The sequence below is a fragment of the Azospirillum baldaniorum genome (assembly GCF_003119195.2).
In the GTDB taxonomy this organism is placed as follows: Bacteria; Pseudomonadota; Alphaproteobacteria; order Azospirillales; family Azospirillaceae; genus Azospirillum; species Azospirillum baldaniorum.
In genome coordinates, this window is sequence record NZ_CP022254.1 from 986,353 (window position 1) to 1,002,977 (window position 16,625).

Consider the following 16,625-nt stretch of genomic DNA (forward strand, 5'->3'; position numbering starts at 1 on the left):
CACCGATCCTCGCCTGCACCCTCACCCTTCCCACGCTTCGCGCGGGCCCCTTCCCTCTCCCGGGACGGGAGAGGGTGTGGCAAGTCCGATCACGCCGTCTCCAGCGCCTCCCGCATGGTGCGGAACAGCTCCGCCTTGTCCTCGAAGCCGATGCCCGGCAGCGCCGGCAGGCGGACCCGCCCGTCCTCGACCGCGATGCTGTCGGCGAAGCCGCAGAAGGGCTTGAACACGTCCGGGTAGGACTCGTTGCCGCCCAGATGCAGGCCGGCGGCGATGTTCAGCGACATCTGGTGGCCGCCGTGCGGCACGACGCGCCGGCTCGACCAGCCGTTCTCCGCCAGCATGTCCAGCGTGCGCATGTACTCGACGAGGCCGTAGCTGAGCGCGCAGTCGAACTGCAGCCAGTCGCGGTCCGGGCGCATGCCGCCGTGGCGGATCAGGTTGCGGGCATCCTGGTGGCTGAACAGGTTCTCGCCGGTCGCCATGGGGCGGTCATAGTGGTTCGCCAGCTCGGCCTGGAGCGCGTAGTCGAGCGGGTCGCCGGCCTCCTCGTACCAGAAGAGGTTGTAGGGCTTCAGCGCCTCGGCGTAGGCGATGGCGGTCTTCAGGTCGAAGCGGCCGTTGGCGTCCACGCAGAGGTTCCGGCCGTCGCCGACCACCTCCAGCACCGCCTCGATGCGGCGCAGGTCGTCCTCCAGCGAGGTGGCGCCGATCTTCATCTTCACGACGTTGTAGCCGCGGTCGCGGTAGCTGCGCATCTCGTTCTGGAGCGCCTCCACCCCCTTGCCGGGGTAGTAGTAGCCGCCCGCGGCGTAGACCCAGACCGACTCGTCGGCCACGCCGCCGCGGTAGCGGTCGGCGAGCAGGCGGTAGAGCGGCTTTCCGGCGATCTTCGCCACGGCGTCCCACACCGCCATGTCGATGGTGCCCATCGCGACCGAGCGTTCGCCATGGCCGCCCGGCTTCTCGTTGGTCATCAGCCGCGCCCAGATCTTGAATGGGTCGAGGTTGCCGTTCGCCTCGTCGATCAGGCTGTCGGGGGCGGCCGAGGTCAGGCGGGGGATGAAGCGCTCCCGCATCAGGCCGCCGGCGCCGTAGCGTCCGTTGGAGTTGAAGCCGTAGCCGATCACCGGCTTGCCGTCGCGCACCACGTCGGTGATGACCGCCACGGTGGAGCAGGTCATCTGGCTGAAGTCGATGTAGGCGTTGGCGATGTCGGACTTGATGCCGACGGTCTTTTCCCGGATCTCCACGATGCGCATGGCGCTGCTTCCCTTTGGCTTTTCCGATGCCCCGGGTGGCAGGATAGGGATGGACGGGACCGCCGTGCCAATGCCAGTTTCAAATCGCGTGATGCGCATCCGGCATGGGCTGACGGAATATTGTCTGGCGGAACAGCGATGGAACTGAACTGGCTTGAAGACTTCCTCGCCCTGGCGGAGTGCGGCAACTTCTCCCGCGCGGCGCAGCGGCGCAACCTGACCCAGCCGGCCTTCAGCCGCCGCATCCGCGCGTTGGAGGACTGGACCGGCACGCCGCTGTTCGACCGCAGCACCCAGCCGGTCGGGCTGACCGAGGCCGGGCGCCGCTTCCGCCCCTTCGCCGACGAGACGGTGCGCCGCCTCCTGCAAGGGCGGGAGGAGGCGCGGCTGGCCGGCGGCGCGGCGGCCACGGCGCTGCGCTTCGCGGCGACCCACGCGCTGTCGCTGACCTTCTTTCCGACTTGGCTGAGCCGTCTGGAGGGGCAGGCGCGGCTGGGTGCCATCCATCTGCTGTCCGACAGCATGCAGGCCTGCGAGCAGGTGATGACGCAGGGGCAGGCGCAGTTCCTGCTGTGCCACGCCCATGCGGCGGCCCCCTCCCGGTTGGAGGCCGGAGCCTTCCGCTCGGCCGCGGTGGGGAGCGATCGTCTGGTGCCGGTCTGCGCACCGGACGAGGCCGGCGCGCCGCGGCACCCGTTGTCGGGTGCGGCTGTGTCCGGTGGCGGGGCCGCCCTGCCCCATCTCGCCTACAGCCCGGAATCGGGCATGGGACGCATCGTCACGGCGGCGCGCGGCGGCTTTCCGGCTCCGCTGGCGCTCGATACCGTCTTCACCTCGCACCTCGCCGCGGTGCTGCGCACGCTGGCCCGCGACGGGCGCGGCGTGGCGTGGCTGCCGGACAGCCTGATCGGCGAGGATCTGGCGCAGGGACGGTTGGTGCGGGCTGGCGGGACGGGTTGGGGAATCCCGGTGGAGGTGCGGCTCTACCGCCCCCGCGCGCGCCAGAGCCCGGCGGCGGAAGCCTTCTGGGCTTTGGCGGCGGAACAGGCACCCCAAGACGGGAGGGATCGGGAATGAGCGGAGCGGACTACAGGCTCTATGGGGCCCCCGGCTGGGGGTCCGTCCTGACGGAAGCCATGCTGGTCCAGTGCGGCGTCCCTTTCGTCTTCGAGGACGTCGCGGGCTTCGACGCGCAGGGCGAGGCGCGGCAGCGGTTGCTGGCGCTGAACCCGCTGGGGCAGGTCCCCACCCTGGTCCTGCCGGATGGAACGGTGATGACGGAAAGCGCGGCCATCGCCCTGCTGCTGGCCGAACGGCACCCGGACACCGGACTGGCCCCGCCGCCGGACGCAGCGGAGCGCGCGACCTTCCTGCGGCTGCTGGTCTGGCTGGTGGCGAACGTCTACCCGACCTTCACCTACGGCGACTACCCGGAGCGCTGGGTGACGGAGGCGCCGGAGACGCTCGGCGCGGCGATGGTGGAGCAGCGCAAGACGCTGTGGCTCTGGCTGGAATCGCAACTGGGCGACGGCCCGTGGGTGCTGGGGGAGCACTTCAGCGCGCTCGACCTCTATGTCGGGGCGATGGTGCACTGGCGCCCCCGCCGCGCCTGGTTCACGGAACACTGCCCGAAGCTGTCCGGCGTAGCGGAGCGGGTGCTGGCCCTGCCGAGCCTGGAACCGGTCTGGCGCCGCAACTTCACGCCGGCGTCCTGAACCGGGAAACACCGAGGTCATACAGCACGGGGGCGACCGCTGGGCCGCCCCCGTTCAACAATCAGCACTCGTGCCTTAAGGCTCGCAGATCAACGCTCGTTGATGGCGCGATACACGATGTAGGCCGGGGTCGCGCGCAGCCAGGCGGCGAGGAACTCGCGGACGGCCTGGAGAGCGGAGGACGGGGCGCGGTCGCTGCCGATGTGGGTGTAGGTCGAGCTGTTCATGATGGTCTCCAATCGTTGGGAGGCGTTATCGGGGGCGTTGTTCGTTGAGACCAATATGCTCTGGTATACCCAATACCACACGCGCGCTTCTTGCAGGGCAGACCCCAAAAAACGCAACGCTTTCAATGCTTTAATCATCATACATTCCGCCTCGGAAACTGTTTGCTGAACGGACGCGAAATTCTTGCCGCATCGCGGCAGGCGGCGGCCTAGCCAAGGCCGCCGCACCACCCCACTTCTGGTGTCATGCCGCGCGACGACAGCCAGCCCCGCTTTCCCGCCGTCCCGTCCGACCACTGGGATGGGCGCCGTTTCTTCAACCCCCACGCCGACACGGACAAGAGCCCGCGCGAGCTGTGGCGGCTCTACAAGGCGCGCGGCCCGCGCTGGACCCCGCCGGACCCGGAGCCGCCCCGCCCTTTCCGCCCCATCACCCCGGCGCGGGGCGAGGTCGCGGTCACCTTCATCGGGCAGGCGACCTTCCTGATCCAGATCGGCGGGGCGGCCTTCCTGACCGACCCCGTCTATTCCGACCATGCCGGCCCCTTCGGGCGGCTGGGGCCGAAGCGGGTGCGCCCGCCCGCGGTGCGCATGGAGGATTTGCCGGCCATCGACGCGGTGCTGCTCAGCCACAACCACTACGACCATCTGGACGCTCCGACGCTGCGCCATCTGGCGCGGCGGCGCGGCGTGCCGCAGGTGATGACGGGGCTGGGCAACGGCCCGATGATGCGCCGGGCCGGCTTCGACGCGGTGCATGAGCTGGATTGGTGGGACAGCCTGCCCGGCCCGCACGGCACCCGGATCACCTTCGTCCCGGCACAACACTGGTCCGCCCGCACCCCCTTCGACCGGCGCAAGACCCTGTGGGGCGGTTTCGTGGTGGAGACGCCGGAGGCCGCCGTCTATTTCGCGGGCGACAGCGGCTACTGCCCGCATTTCCGGGAGATCGGACGGCGGTTCGGCGCCATCGACGTCGCCCTGCTGCCGATCGGGGCCTACGAGCCGCGCTGGTTCATGGCCGCCCAGCACATGAATCCGGCCGACGCCGTGCGGGCGCACCGCGACCTGGGGGCGCGACACAGCGTCGCCATGCATTTCGGCACCTTCCAACTGACCGCCGAGGGCATCGACGCCCCCCTCCGGGCGCTGCACCACGCCCTGGCCGAGCAGGCGGTTGATTCCAATCATTTCGCCATCCCCGGCTTCGGCGAACCCCTGCGCTTCCGCCGCCCTTCGGCCTAATGGCGAAGGGGAGGATTCACCCTGCGGCCTATGGCGCAAGCGTCATGGACGGGACCGCGCGGATCGGAGTAACGCCTTGAGGGACAGCACCCACCACACAGGCGGAGCCGGGCGTAAATGCAGTTGGAAATCAGTGCCTTCGTCAGTTCCCTCGGCAACGAATCGGACCACGGCCCCGACGCGCTGGAGCGGGTGCGGGACAGCATGCGATCCCTGGCCGACACGCTCGCCGCGCTGAACCTGGGCATCGTTTTGGAAGTGCGCGACGTGCAGCGTCTGCAGACCGTCGCCCGCATCGTCCAGGCCAACGCGCCGAACCGCTGACCGTCCCCCGGTTATCGCCCGATCATCGCCGCAGCGGGCAGGCCCGGCGGGCCAGCCGGGCGTTCAGGTCGCCGGTGTCCACCACCGGCTCGCCCTGGCTGCGCATCACGAAGCCGAAGGTGTCCATCACGCGGTCCAGGACGATCTCCTGGTCGTCCGGGCGGCGGCTGACCATCACCACGGCGTAGCCGGCGGACCGGGCCACCGCCGGTTCGCCGCGCAGGCCGCGCACGCCCCAGCCGACCAGCGCGCTCTTGCAGCGGAACAGCTCCACCGACAGGCCGGCGCCGCCGGTCGCCCCGGCCACCACATAGCCGGCGGCCACCGCCAGCGGGGCCAGCAGCCCGTCCCAGTCCAGGCAGTCCTCCCGCGACACCCACATGCCGCCGACCGAGCAGGGGGCGGCGCCGATGGCCTCGCCCAGACCGGCGCGGAAGGCGCGCAGCACCTCCACCGCGTCCGTCGCGGGCATCGGTTCGACCCGGTTGCCGTCCGGCATCAGCATCAGGCGCCCGGCCCACTCGGTGGAGGGGGGAAGCTGTTCGGTGAGGCGGGCGAGGAGGGCTTCGCGCGCCTGGGCGAAGGGAACGACCTTGGACATGGGGAACGGGGACCAGCGGCAGGTGACGGGAACCGGGGCCGGAAGGAAGCGAAAGCCGCGCCCGCTGTCAACCGGCGCGCGAGGCCTTCGCCACATTTCCGCCCCATTGTCACGGCCCTGCATCGCCGCCGCAGGCGTGGCGCGGAAAATCCCGCCGGTGGGGCGTTTTCCCCTTGCCAGCCCCCGGAAAGAGGCTTATAAGCCGGCCTCCGTTCCGGATTAGCTCAGTCGGTAGAGCAGCGGACTGTTAATCCGCGTGTCGCTGGTTCGAGTCCAGCATCCGGAGCCATACTGCGGGTGTAGCTCAGTTGGTTAGAGCGCCGGCCTGTCACGCCGGAGGCCGCGGGTTCAAGTCCCGTCACTCGCGCCACCTTCCCTCATCGGTGGCTTTTTCCTCTCCCCTCATCGCATCACGGTGACTGTGGCGGCCTCCGTCCGGCTGATCACCACCTCGTCGCCGGGCTTCACCGTTTCCAGCCCTTGCACCTCCGGCGGGACCGCAACCGTGCGCGTACGCCCCTGCGGCCCGCGCAGCGTGACCATCCGCCGGTTGAGGTCGATGGCCTCGACCACCTCCGTCACCTGGGTGGTGGTGATCGCCGACGCGCGCGGCATCTCGCCGACCGCGGCGCGGTCCGTGCTGCTCCGCTGAATGGCGCCCGGCCCGCCGCCCGGCGGCTGGGTGACGATGTTGGTCAGGCGGGCGTACTCGATCTGCACGGTGTCGCCGACCTTGATGCGGTTGAAGTTCCGCACTTCGCTTCCGGCGGTCACCGCCTCTTCCCGCCCATCCGGGAATTGCAGGATCACCGTCCGCGCCGCCTTGTCGATGCCGCGGACCTTGGCGGTGGAGCGGACGTTCTCGACCATGGACAGCCGCGGCGTCGGCTCGGCGCTCGCCGGGGCCATGGCGGCGGACGGCGGCGCGGTTTCGGACGCCGGCGCGCAGCCCGCCAGGACCGCGCCGCTCAGGAACACCGCCAGGACGGCACGGGTTTGGTGCTTCATGGGATCGCCTCCACCTCTTCTGGGACCGGCTTCCGGGCGTATGTCCGGTTCGCTTTGGTCCGGTTCGGGCGCAGGAACGGCACGGTCGCGCGGATGTTCCATATTCCGACCCTGGCCGACCCTGTTTGCGGGTGCAACTTACCGTAACTTCGCCCCTTCGACCCGTCCGATGGATGGGAGCGGTTCACCCGGACGGATCAGAATTTGAACACCGCCTCCATCCCGACGAAGTGGATCGTCTTCGCGGGGCCGGTGTCCTGAAGGAAGGAGCCGGGCTGGAACAGCGAGTAGGACAGCAGCCCCTCGACCGTGCGCCCGGCGGCGTAGGACAGCACAAGCTCCCCCTGCGTGCCGATGTAGCGGGACCGCGACCCGGCGCCGGAGCGGAGCAGGTTCCCGGACAGGTCGTAGACACCGTCCTCCAGGCTCATCCGCCAGTAGGCGATGGCCGAGGCGGACAGGCTGAACTCGTCCGACAGCGCCAGATCCACGGAGGGATGCAGGTTCATCAGGTTCAGCGGCCCGACCGGAGTCAGCTCCCCGAAATACTTCGCGCGGGGGAAGAGGGGGTTGAAGGTGCCCAGCCGCCCGTCGCCGGGATCGCGGTCGCCGCTGGCGATGTTCGCCTTCAGCCCGAGCCGCGGGCGCAGCGGGACGCTCTCCCAACGGTGGCCGGTGTCGCTGGCCACCGACCATGCAGCAATCGTCTCCCCATCGATCTGGCCCGTCTGGAGCATGGCCTCCCAGTTCCAATCCCAGCCGTCGGCCTTTCCGAACAGGCGGGTGCCCAGCGTGTGCCGCTCCTCCCGCCCCTGCCCGCCCTCGAAGGACGCCGCCCTGTTACCGTAGCCGATGTAGTAGGCGTCCAGCCCCGTACCCCAGCCCGACCCCGCGCCGTGCGTGGCGTACAGTCCCCAGGCGGAGCGCCCGCCGTCGCGCCGGTCGTCGAACAGGTCGGGCGCCGCGCGGACCGGGCGGCCGAGGAAGCCGTCCACCCGCCAGGGGCCGGATTGCACGATGCCCGTCACCGCGTCGAAGGCCCGCGGGACGTTGGCGCCGTAGCGCAGACTAATCAACCGTTCCGACCCGTAGGCGAGCATCTGGCGCCCCGCCCGCAGCGTGCCCTGCGCGTCCCCCAGCGGGACGGAGAGGTCGGCGAAGCCCTGCAGCAGGTCGGTGCGATCGACGTCCGGCGCCCCCTCCGGCCCGAGCTTGCCCGCCGAGCCGGCCATGATCAGTTGGCCGAAGACGCGCAGGGCCGAGCCGGCGCGCAGATCGGCGTAGGGCAGCAGGCGCCACAGGCCGTAGGCGTCGTTCCTCGGCTCATCCTGCCCCCAGCCGCTGTTGCGCACGGCCTCGCCGCGCAGCCGCGCCTCCAGCCCGGTGGACAGGGAGACCGTGCCGCCGGGGGTGAGCGGGATCGCCTTGAACCGCTCCCAGAAGGCGCCGCTGCCCGCCGCGGGGTCGAGGAGGTAGCGGTAGTCCTCGTCGTAGCGGCTGTTGGTCAGGGGCGGGGGCGGCGTCTTCGCAGGGGTCTCCGCAGGGGCCGGGGCGGACTGGAGCAGCAGAGCCGCGACCAGCGCCCCGCGCCACCGCCTCACGACGCCTTTCCCGCGCCGTGCTCCAGCGCCAGGAAATGCGACACCCGCGGCGGCCCGTCGCCGCGGTGGAAGGCCAGCGCCTCCTTCTGCACATCCGCGTCGGCGTGCGATACCCGGCGGTGCTGGCGCTGGTGCTCCGCCCAGGATTCCACGAAGAACCACTCCAGCACCCGTTCCGGATCGCCGGAATCCTGGCTGACGCCCCAGGCGTAGGCGCCGTCCCGCCGCCGCGCCTCCGACAGGCGGCGGAGGGCTGCGTGAAAGTCGTGCTGGTCGGCCGCGGCCACCCGGTACTCGATGGTGATCAGCACCGGGCCGCGGTCGTTGCGCACCGGCTCGGCGGTCAGCGGCTCCGGCCAGTGGTTGGACGGGGTGAGGTCGGCCTCGCCCTCCGGCAGCGGCACCGCGCGGGACAGCACTGCCACGGCCAGCAGCCCGGCGGCGCTGACCCACAGGGTGGCCGGCACGCCGATCGCATCGGCCAGAGCGCCCCAGCCGAGGCTGCCCGCCGTCAGGGCGCCGTTGAACACGGTCAGGTACAGCGCCAGCCCACGCCCGCGCACCCAGTTGGGCAGGATGGCCTGGGTGGTGGCGCTCAGCGTCGTCAGCACGGCGATCCAGGCCGCACCGGCGCCCAGCAGGACCGGCAGGGCCAGCCAGCGCGGCGGGGCCAGGGCCAGGATGCCCATGACCACGGCGGTGACCAGCGCGGCAGCCAGCATCAGGCCGTCCGCGCCCAGACGCTCGCGCAGGCGCGGCAGGACGGTCGCCCCGCCGATGGCCCCCGCCCCCACGGCGCCGAGCAGCAGGCCATAGAAGCCCGGCCCGCCGCCCAGCATCGGCCCGGCGACGATGGGCAGCAGGGCCCACAGGGCGCTGGCGCAGGCGAAGAACAGGCCGGCGCGCAGGAAGACGCGGTGCAATTCCTTGCTGGCGCGGGCGTAGCGCAACCCGGCGCGCAGGGCGCCGCCGAACTGCTCCGACAGATCGTCGCGGGCGTCGGGGGTGCGCCGCCACCACAGCAGGGCGGCGATGACGATGATGTAGGAGGAGACGTCCACCGCGTAGGTGGCGGCGGCCCCGGCGGCGGCCAGGATCGCGCCGCCCGCCGCCGGGCCGATGGCGCGGGCGATATTGATTCCAAGGCTGTTCAGCGCCACCGCGCCCTTCAGCTCGCCGCGCGGCACCAGCTCCGGCACGATGGACTGCCAGACCGGCGCCATCAGCGCCGCCCCGACCCCGCCGAGAAAGGTCAGCCCGGCGATGGAGGCGACGCTGGCGACGCCCAGCCACGCCTGGATCATCAGCGCGGCGCTGACGCAGGCGAGCAGGCACTGGATGACGATCAGCATCCGCCGCCGGTCCATGATGTCCGACAGCACCCCCGCCGGGATCGCCAGCAGGAAGATGGGCAGCGAGCCCGCCGCCTGGATCAGCGCGACGGTGGACGGCGATCCCGACAGGTCGAGAACCAGCCACGCGCTCGCCACGTCGCGCATGAAGGTGCCGACGTTGCCCAGCACGGCCGCCACCCACAGCACGGCGAACAGCCGGTTGCTCAGCGGCGCGAAGGCCCCGGCCGGCTTGGATGCGGCGGGCTTATGTCCGGGCGGCTGTGCGTCGGGGGTTGGGACGGCCTCGGCGGTCATGCGCGCCCTCCCCGGCGATGGGCGTTGCGGTGGGTCAGCACCGCCGCCGCCGCGAAGCCGCCGACGATGGCGAGATGCTCCAGGAAGGTCGCGGTCTGCCGCGCGCGGTCCAGCCCCTCATAGGTCCAGAAGGCGTGGGCGAGCAGCGTGGCGACCACCGTGAAGCCGGCGAGGATCCCGGCGCCGAGCCAGCACCAGCGCCGTGTCAGAAACAGCGCCGACCCGCCGAGCTGGGTGACGATCACCGCCACCGCGACGAGGACCGGCAGGCCGAGCCCCAGCCCCGCCGCCTCGGCCACCGCGCCGTTGAAGTCCGTCAGCTTGACCAGTCCGCTGACCAGGAAGGGCGCCGCCAGCGCGAGGCGGGCGAGCCAGGCGGTCCCCGGCCAGTCGAGCAGGGCGGCGACCGGCGCGGCGGCAGCGTCCTTCCGCGTGGAGAGGGTGTCGGCCATCGTTGCGCTCCCCCTCAAACCGCCCAGCAGCCGCAGCCGAACACGCCCCAGAAGCTGCGCGCGTCGGACGAGGGCACGTCGGCGCCCAGCGCCGCCGCGTGGTCGTGGCCGTGCACCGCGCAGCCGGAGTGGCAGCCGCACTCCGCCGCCTGCCGCTGCACCGTCCTGGGGTCGCGGTGATAGCCGCCGACCGTGGCGACCGGCGACCAGTCGGGCATCGGCTTGGGCAGCGGCGGGGCGAGCGTGTCGTAATCGCCCTCGCCATGCACCACGGCGCCGCCCAGCAGGGTCAGGACCGAGCGGATGTGGGGGATGCGGTCCTCCGGAACCGCCATGTAGTCGTCGCTGAGCAGCGCCGCGTCGGCGAGTTGCCCGGCCTCGATCCGGCCCTTCTTGCCCTGCTCGTTGGAGAACCAGGTGTTGGCCTCCGTCCACAAGCGCAGCGCCGTCTCGCGGTCCAGGCGGTTGGCCATCGGGTAGAGCGACAGCCCGCCCACCGTCTTACCGGTGACCAGCCAGGACAGCGAGACCCAGGGGTTGTAGCTGGCGACACGGGTGGCGTCCGTCCCGGCGCCCACCGGCACCCCGGCGGCCATCATCTTCGCGATGGGCGGCGTGGCCTCGGCGGCCTTGGCGCCGTAGCGCTCCACGAAATACTCGCCCTGATAGGCCATGCGGTGCTGCACGGCGATGCCGCCGCCGAGCGCGGCGATGCGGTCGATGTTGCGCTCGCTGATCGTTTCGGCGTGGTCGAAGAACCAGTTCAGCCCCTGCAACGGGATGTCGCGGTTGACCTTCTCGAAGACGTCGAGCGCCCGGCCGATGGTCTCGTCGTAGGTGGCGTGCAGCCGCCACGGCCAGCGCCGCTCGGCCAGCAGGCGAACCACCGGCTCCAGGTCCGTCTCCATGTTGGGCGGCATCTCGGGCCGGGCGACGCGGAAGTCCTCGAAGTCGGCCGCCGAATAGACCAGCATCTCCCCCGCCCCGTTCAGGCGGTAGCGGTCGTCGCCGTCGCCCGGCTTGACCTTGTCGGACCAGGTGGCGAAGTCCTGCAACTCCTCCTTCGGCTTCTGGGTGAACAGGTTGTAGGCGATGCGCAGGGTCATCTCGCCGTCGGCGTGCAGCTTCTCGATGATCGCGTAATCGTCGGGATAGTTCTGGAAGCCGCCGCCGGCGTCGATCACGCTGGTGACGCCCAGACTGTTCAGCTCCCGCATGAAATGGCGGGTGGAGTTGACCTGATACTCCTCTGGCAGCTTCGGCCCCTTGGCGAGGGTGGAGTACAGGATCATCGCGTTGGGCAGGGCGAGCAGCAGGCCGGTCGGGTTGCCCGCGGCGTCGCGCTGGATCTCGCCGCCCGGTGGGTTGGGCGTGTCCTTGCCGTATCCCACCGCCCGCAGCGCAGCGGCGTTCAGAAGCGCGCGGTCGTAGAGGTGCAGGATGAAGACCGGCGTGTCGGGGGCGGCGGCGTTCAGTTCCTCCAGCGTCGGCAGGCGCTTCTCGGCGAACTGGTGCTCGGTGAAGCCGCCGACGACGCGCACCCATTGCGGGGCCGGCGTGCGGGCCACCTGGGCGCGCAGCATCGCCATGGCGTCGGCCAGCGTCGGCACGCCGTCCCAGCGCAGCTCCATGTTGTAGTTCAGGCCGCCGCGGATGACGTGGATGTGGCTGTCGATCAGGCCGGGGATCAGGCGGCGTCCCTTGGCGTCGATCACCGCGGCGTCGGGAGATGCTGCGGTGCGCACCTCGGCCTCCCGCCCCACAGCGAGGAAGCGCCCGTCGCGGATCGCCACGGCGTCGGCCTGCGGGTTGGCGCGGTCGAGCGTCGTGATCCGGGCGTTGACGATCAGAAGGTCGGAAGACGGCATGGCGGCATTCCCAAGGCGGGTGAGCAGGGGCGAGGCGAGCAGAGTGGCGGCGGCGCTTCCGGCGATGGCGCCGCGGCGGCCAACACCGGGGCGACCGTTTCCGGTGCGGCCGGTCATGCCCGGCCCCGCGGGGGCGCGTCCACGGCGGGTGCCGGCGGGGTCGTGGCATCGGGAGCGGTGGCGCTGCCGGCCTGCGGCCCCAGGATGTGGCGCGCGCAATCGTTCTGGATGAAGGCGAGGACCGGCTGCCCGGCGATCAGCCGCTTGACCACCGGCACCGCCTGCTCGCCGACCAGCATGCCGAGCAGGCCGATCAGGGCGATGGTGGGCGGCGCCGGGGAGCGGACACCGAGCAACGCGTAGAGGACGCCGACCAGGATGCCGGCGCCGAGGGAAAGCAGGTAAGGCATCATGGCGTGCCTGTTCTTCGTCCGAATGGGCGGAAAGAGGCGGACCGGCCCCGGGAAGGGTCGGGACCGGTCCGCCGCGGCGCGGGGCATCGGGCGCCGCAAAGCAAGCGCTGCGGATCAGGCGGCGGCGCTGTGGCCGCCTTCCGACGCGCCGAACATCGTCTTGGCGTAGATGATGCCCAGGCCATAGGCGCCGCCGTACTTCTTGGCGATGCCGGTGGTCATCTCGTAGGTCTCGGTGCGCGCCCAGTCGCGCTGCAACTCCAGCATGTACTGGAGCGAGGTCATCGGGCGGACGCCGGCCTGGACCATGCGGTCCATGGCGCGCTGGTGCGCTTCGACCGAGACGTCGCCGCAGGCGTCGGCGATGACGTAGACCTCGAAGCCCTGGTCCAGCGCCGACAGGGTCGGGCCGACGATGCAGACCGAGGTCCACAGGCCGCAGAAGACCAGCCGGGTCTTGCCCAGGCCGTTCACCCGCTTGATGACGTTCGCGTCCTCCCAGGTGTTCATGGAAGTGCGGTCGGTGACCTCCGCCCCCGGGAAGGCCTCGGTGATCTCGGAGAAGATCGGGCCGGAGAAGCTCTTTTCCGCGACGGTGGTCAGGATCGTCGAGACGCCGAAGCCGGCGGCGGCGTGGGCGACCAGCGCGGTGTTGGTGCGCAGCGTCGTGGCGTCGATCGAATGGGTCGCGAAGGCCATCTGCGACTGATGATCGATCATGATCAGCGCGTGGTCCTTCGGCGATACGAGCAGCTTGCCAGGAGTCGCGGTGGCGGTGATGGTCATGTCTCTATCCCCATTGTTCTTGGCGCCGGTGCCCCAGGCGGGCCCTGCGGCGATGCCCGTGGTCCGGCGGTGCGTCGAAGCATCGGCCAGGGACAGAGGACGGCGACATTGAACTTGCGTTTGCCGGCCCTATACCTTGGTATATCAGGCCAAGGCGCCGCTCGCCGCCGGTGCCGGTCAGGGTAAAGGGACAGGGCAAAGGGACAGGATTGAGAGAAGACGTGACCCGACGGCCGGGCGAGCGACGGTGATGCGCACGAGGGATGTCCCCGGAGACCAGCGGTTTCTTCTGGCGACCCTGCCCCCGGGGGCGGGGCAGACGCGGCTGGCCGTCGTCACGGTGGTGGGGCTTCTGGTCGCGCTGGCGATCGCGGCGCCCTTCGCCCGCCTGACGCTGGACGGCACGGCGGTCCTGCTGCCCGCCTACGCCACCGCGGTCCTGCTGACCGAGCTGATGACCGCCGTCCTGCTGTTCGCTCTCTACGCCACGCAACGCTCGCCGGCCCTGCTGGCGCTGGCTGCCGGCTATCTGGTCACGGCCTTGCTGATCGTTCCCTGGGCGCTGACCTTCCCCGGCGTCTTCGCCCCGACCGGGCTGCTCGGCGCCGGTCTGCAGAGCACGGCCATCATCGCCGCCGGGCGCCGCATCGGACTGCCGCTGTTCATCCTGGCCTACGCGCTGCTGAAGGCCGTGGAGGCCGGCCCGCGCGAGGCGCACCGCCCTGCCCTGCCCGCCATCGCGGGCGGCGTGGCGCTGGCGGCGGCGCTGGCCGGGGGCCTGACGGCCTTCGCGCTGGCCAACGACGCCGTTCTTCCCCGGCTGATGGTCGACAGCATGCGGGAAACGCCGCTGTGGCGGGTCGTGCCGGTGACCGCGCTGGCGCTCTGCGCCGCCGCACTGGTCGTCCTGTGGCGGCAGCGGCGCTCCGTCCTCGACCTCTGGCTGATGGTCGTCCTGGCCGCCTGGGCCATCGAGACCTGCCTGCTCAGCTTCATCAGCGGCGGGCGCTTCAGTGCCGGCTGGTGGTCGGGGCGGCTGTTCGGGCTGGCCGCCTCCAGCGTCGTCCTGCTGATCCTGCTGGCGGAGATGACGACGCTCTACGGGCGGCTGGTCCGCTCGGTGGCGGCGGAGCGGCGGGTGCGCGACGCGCGTCTGGCCAGCCTGGAGGCGCTCTCCGCCTCCATCGCGCACGAGGTCAACCAGCCGCTGGCGAGCATGGTCACCAACGCGGGCGCCGGGCTGCGCTGGCTGGACCGCCCGTCGCCCAATCTGGTGGAGGTGCGGGCGGCGCTGAAGCGCATCTCCGACGACGGCCACCGCGCCGCGCGGGTGATCGCCTGCATCCGCGATTCCTTCCGCAAGGCGCCGCCCCAACGCAGCCGGCTGGACATCAACGGCGTGATCCGCAGCGCGCTGGACCGCACCGAAGGCGAACGCCGCCTGAACCGGATCGCCGTGCGCACCGACCTTCAGCAGAGTCTGCCGCCGGTCAACGGCAGCCCGGTGCAGCTCGAACAGGTGCTGCTGAACCTGATCGCCAACGCCGACGACGCGATGAGCGCGGTCTCCGACCGTCCGCGTGTGCTGAGCATCCGTTCGCGCCGCCGCGGGCTCGCGGACGTCCTCGTGTCGGTGGAGGACACCGGCACCGGGTTGCAGGCGACCCAGGAGGAGCGGCTGTTCGAACCCTTCTTCACCACCAAGGAGCATGGAATCGGCATGGGGCTGACCATCTGCCAGTCGATCGTGGAGGCCCATGGCGGCCGGCTGTGGGTGGCCGCCAACCAGCCCCACGGCGCCGTCTTCCGCTTCACCCTGCCCGCCGACGACGAGCCGGAGCGGCCGGCCGCCGGCACCGCTCTGGAGCGGATGCGATGACCGACCGCACCGTTTCCGACCGGTCCCCCGCAACCATGGAAACCCCCTTCGTCGCCATCATCGACGATGATCCGTCGATCCGGGAATCGCTGGTCAGCCTGCTGCGCTCGGTCGGGCTGACGGCCCTGCCCTTCGCCTCGGCGCAGGACTTTCTGCAGCATCGCTGGCCCGACGCGCCGGGCTGCTTGGTGCTGGACGTGCGGCTGCCTGGCCAGAGCGGGCTGGAGTTCCAGCGCGAGCTGACCGGGGCGGGCATCCATTTGCCGGTCGTCTTCATCACCGGCCATGGCGACATTCCCATGTCGGTGACGGCGATGAAGGCGGGCGCCGTCGAGTTCCTGGCCAAGCCCTTCCGCGACCAGGATCTGATCGACGCCGTCCACACCGGCATCGAGCGCGACCGCGACCGCCGCCGCGCCGTCGACGCCCTGTCCGATCTTCAGGAACGCTTCCGCAGCCTGACCCCGCGCGAGCGGGAGGTGATGCAGCTCGTCGCCGCCGGGCAGCTCAACAAGCAGATCGCCGCCGAGCTGCAACTCAGCGAGATCACCGTGAAGGTCCACCGTGCCAGCGTGATGCGCAAGATGCAGGCGCGGTCCCTGCCCGATCTGGTGCGCATCGCCGACAAGGTGACCCCCAACGGTGAGTCCTGACCGGTCCTTGCTTACGATCCTTTGATGAAAGCCAGCACGTCGGCGTTGAAGCGGTCCTGGTGGGTGGCCGTCAGGCCGTGCGGCGCCCCTTCGTAGACCGTCAGCGTCGCCTGCGGCGCGATCTCCACGGCGCGGCGGGCCGCCGCGTCGATGGGCACGATCTGGTCGTCGTCGCCGTGGATCAACAGCGTCGGAAGCGCCATCTTCCTCAGATCCTCGGTGAAATCGGTTTCCGAGAATTGCTGGATGCAATCGTAGGCGCCCTTGATCCCGGCCATCATGCCCTGCAGCCAGAAGGATTGCCGCAGCCCTTCCGACACCTTCGCCCCGTCGCGGTTGAAGCCGTAGAAGGGCATGGTCAGGTCCAGGAAGAACTGCGACCGGTCGTCGTAGGTGCCCTTGCGGATGCCGTCGAAGACCTCCATCGGCAGGCCGCCGGGGTTGGCGGCGGTCTTCAGCATGATCGGCGGCACCGCCCCGACCAGAACGGCCTTGGCGACCCTCCCGGTGCCGTGGCGCCCGATGTAGCGGGCGACCTCGCCGCCGCCGGTGGAATGGCCGATCATCACCGCGTCGCGCACGTCCAGCGCGTCGAGCAGTTCGGCCAGATCGTCGGCGTACTGGTCCATGTGGTTGCCGGTCCAGGTCTGGTCCGAGCGGCCATGGCTGCGCCGGTCGTGGGCGATGACCCGGTAGCCCTGCTGGCCGAAGAACAGCATCTGCCCGTCCCAGGCGTCGGCGCTGAGCGGCCATCCGTGCGAGAAGACCACCGGCTGTCCGCTGCCCCAGTCCTTGTAGAAGATGCGGGTGCCGTCCTTGGTCGAGATCGTGCTCAAAACCCCCTCCATTTTTCGGGCGCGCGAAAGATCCGCGGCGCGAGGGGAAGGCGGACACCGGCCTTCCCATGGGCAGCGCGGAACCTCGTCGGCGTCACAACAGTGC

17 protein-coding genes and 2 tRNA genes are annotated in these 16,625 nt (G+C 70.8%); 8 read left to right on the top strand and 11 right to left on the bottom strand.

The window, feature by feature from the left end; genetic code table 11:
• Positions 1-89: 89 nt before the first annotated feature.
• On the bottom strand, positions 90-1,262 hold the full coding sequence (locus Sp245p_RS18825; protein ID WP_014197742.1) for a mandelate racemase/muconate lactonizing enzyme family protein: 1,173 nt from the start codon (positions 1,260-1,262) through the stop codon (positions 90-92).
• A 138-nt stretch (positions 1,263-1,400) separates the two neighbouring features.
• Between Sp245p_RS18825 and Sp245p_RS18830 the strand changes: the two genes are divergently transcribed.
• On the top strand, positions 1,401-2,339 hold the full coding sequence (locus tag Sp245p_RS18830; protein ID WP_014197743.1) for a LysR family transcriptional regulator: 939 nt from the start codon (positions 1,401-1,403) through the stop codon (positions 2,337-2,339).
• Complete coding sequence (locus tag Sp245p_RS18835) at positions 2,336-2,977, top strand: glutathione S-transferase family protein (protein WP_014197744.1); 642 nt, start codon at positions 2,336-2,338, stop codon at positions 2,975-2,977. Before Sp245p_RS18830 ends, Sp245p_RS18835 begins: the two co-directional genes overlap by 4 nt.
• 89 nt (positions 2,978-3,066) lie before the next feature.
• Here Sp245p_RS18835 and Sp245p_RS35000 read toward each other — a convergent pair whose 3' ends face one another.
• Positions 3,067-3,204 (bottom strand): hypothetical protein, encoded by a 138-nt coding sequence (locus tag Sp245p_RS35000; protein ID WP_014197745.1) that lies wholly within the window; start codon positions 3,202-3,204, stop codon positions 3,067-3,069.
• Positions 3,205-3,450: 246 nt separating this feature from the next.
• Between Sp245p_RS35000 and Sp245p_RS18840 the strand changes: the two genes are divergently transcribed.
• The gene (locus tag Sp245p_RS18840) at positions 3,451-4,449 is read left to right on the top strand and encodes an MBL fold metallo-hydrolase (RefSeq protein ID WP_014197747.1); all 999 of its coding nucleotides are present in this window, start codon (positions 3,451-3,453) and stop codon (positions 4,447-4,449) included.
• Positions 4,450-4,566: 117 nt separating this feature from the next.
• The gene (locus Sp245p_RS18845; protein ID WP_014197748.1) at positions 4,567-4,773 is read left to right on the top strand and encodes a hypothetical protein; all 207 of its coding nucleotides are present in this window, start codon (positions 4,567-4,569) and stop codon (positions 4,771-4,773) included.
• 22 nt (positions 4,774-4,795) lie between these two features.
• Here the strand turns inward: Sp245p_RS18845 and Sp245p_RS18850 are convergent, their stop codons facing one another.
• Positions 4,796-5,374 carry a hypothetical protein gene (locus Sp245p_RS18850; protein WP_014197749.1) on the bottom strand — a complete coding sequence of 193 codons (579 nt, stop codon included), beginning with the start codon at positions 5,372-5,374 and terminating at the stop codon, positions 4,796-4,798.
• 213 nt (positions 5,375-5,587) lie between these two features.
• Here Sp245p_RS18850 and Sp245p_RS18855 point away from each other — a divergent pair.
• A tRNA-Asn gene (locus Sp245p_RS18855) sits at positions 5,588-5,663 on the top strand.
• A 4-nt stretch (positions 5,664-5,667) separates the two neighbouring features.
• A tRNA-Asp gene (locus Sp245p_RS18860) sits at positions 5,668-5,744 on the top strand.
• 32 nt (positions 5,745-5,776) lie between these two features.
• Here the strand turns inward: Sp245p_RS18860 and Sp245p_RS18865 are convergent.
• The 7 genes from Sp245p_RS18865 to Sp245p_RS18895 all read right to left on the bottom strand — a co-directional run bounded on the left by Sp245p_RS18865 (position 5,777) and on the right by Sp245p_RS18895 (position 13,151).
• Complete coding sequence (locus Sp245p_RS18865) at positions 5,777-6,382, bottom strand: hypothetical protein (RefSeq protein WP_014197750.1); 606 nt, start codon at positions 6,380-6,382, stop codon at positions 5,777-5,779.
• Positions 6,383-6,579: 197 nt separating this feature from the next.
• Entirely contained in the window at positions 6,580-7,983 is a 1,404-nt protein-coding gene (locus Sp245p_RS18870) for an alginate export family protein (RefSeq protein WP_014197752.1), read from the bottom strand.
• On the bottom strand, positions 7,980-9,632 hold the full coding sequence (locus Sp245p_RS18875; protein WP_109138757.1) for an MFS transporter: 1,653 nt from the start codon (positions 9,630-9,632) through the stop codon (positions 7,980-7,982). Before Sp245p_RS18875 ends, Sp245p_RS18870 begins: the two co-directional genes overlap by 4 nt.
• Entirely contained in the window at positions 9,629-10,084 is a 456-nt protein-coding gene (locus Sp245p_RS18880; protein WP_014197754.1) for a DoxX family protein, read from the bottom strand. The genes Sp245p_RS18875 and Sp245p_RS18880 overlap by 4 nt, the downstream gene beginning before the upstream one ends.
• 14 nt (positions 10,085-10,098) lie before the next feature.
• Positions 10,099-12,069, bottom strand: coding sequence for an amidohydrolase (locus Sp245p_RS18885; protein WP_109138758.1), 1,971 nt, complete (start codon positions 12,067-12,069; stop codon positions 10,099-10,101).
• Positions 12,066-12,365 (bottom strand): XapX domain-containing protein, encoded by a 300-nt coding sequence (locus Sp245p_RS18890; protein ID WP_014197757.1) that lies wholly within the window; start codon positions 12,363-12,365, stop codon positions 12,066-12,068. Before Sp245p_RS18890 ends, Sp245p_RS18885 begins: the two co-directional genes overlap by 4 nt.
• Positions 12,366-12,479: 114 nt before the next feature.
• Positions 12,480-13,151, bottom strand: a complete 672-nt coding sequence (locus tag Sp245p_RS18895) for a hydrolase (protein ID WP_014197758.1) — start codon at positions 13,149-13,151, stop codon at positions 12,480-12,482.
• A 250-nt stretch (positions 13,152-13,401) separates the two neighbouring features.
• Here Sp245p_RS18895 and Sp245p_RS18900 point away from each other — a divergent pair, with 250 nt between their 5' ends.
• Positions 13,402-15,030 carry a sensor histidine kinase gene (locus Sp245p_RS18900; protein ID WP_109138759.1) on the top strand — a complete coding sequence of 543 codons (1,629 nt, stop codon included), beginning with the start codon at positions 13,402-13,404 and terminating at the stop codon, positions 15,028-15,030.
• Complete coding sequence (locus tag Sp245p_RS18905; protein WP_014197760.1) at positions 15,027-15,683, top strand: response regulator transcription factor; 657 nt, start codon at positions 15,027-15,029, stop codon at positions 15,681-15,683. The genes Sp245p_RS18900 and Sp245p_RS18905 overlap by 4 nt, the downstream gene beginning before the upstream one ends.
• An 11-nt stretch (positions 15,684-15,694) precedes the next feature.
• Here the strand turns inward: Sp245p_RS18905 and Sp245p_RS18910 are convergent, their stop codons facing one another.
• The gene (locus Sp245p_RS18910) at positions 15,695-16,519 is read right to left on the bottom strand and encodes an alpha/beta fold hydrolase (RefSeq protein WP_014197761.1); all 825 of its coding nucleotides are present in this window, start codon (positions 16,517-16,519) and stop codon (positions 15,695-15,697) included.
• Positions 16,520-16,625 lie beyond the last annotated feature (106 nt).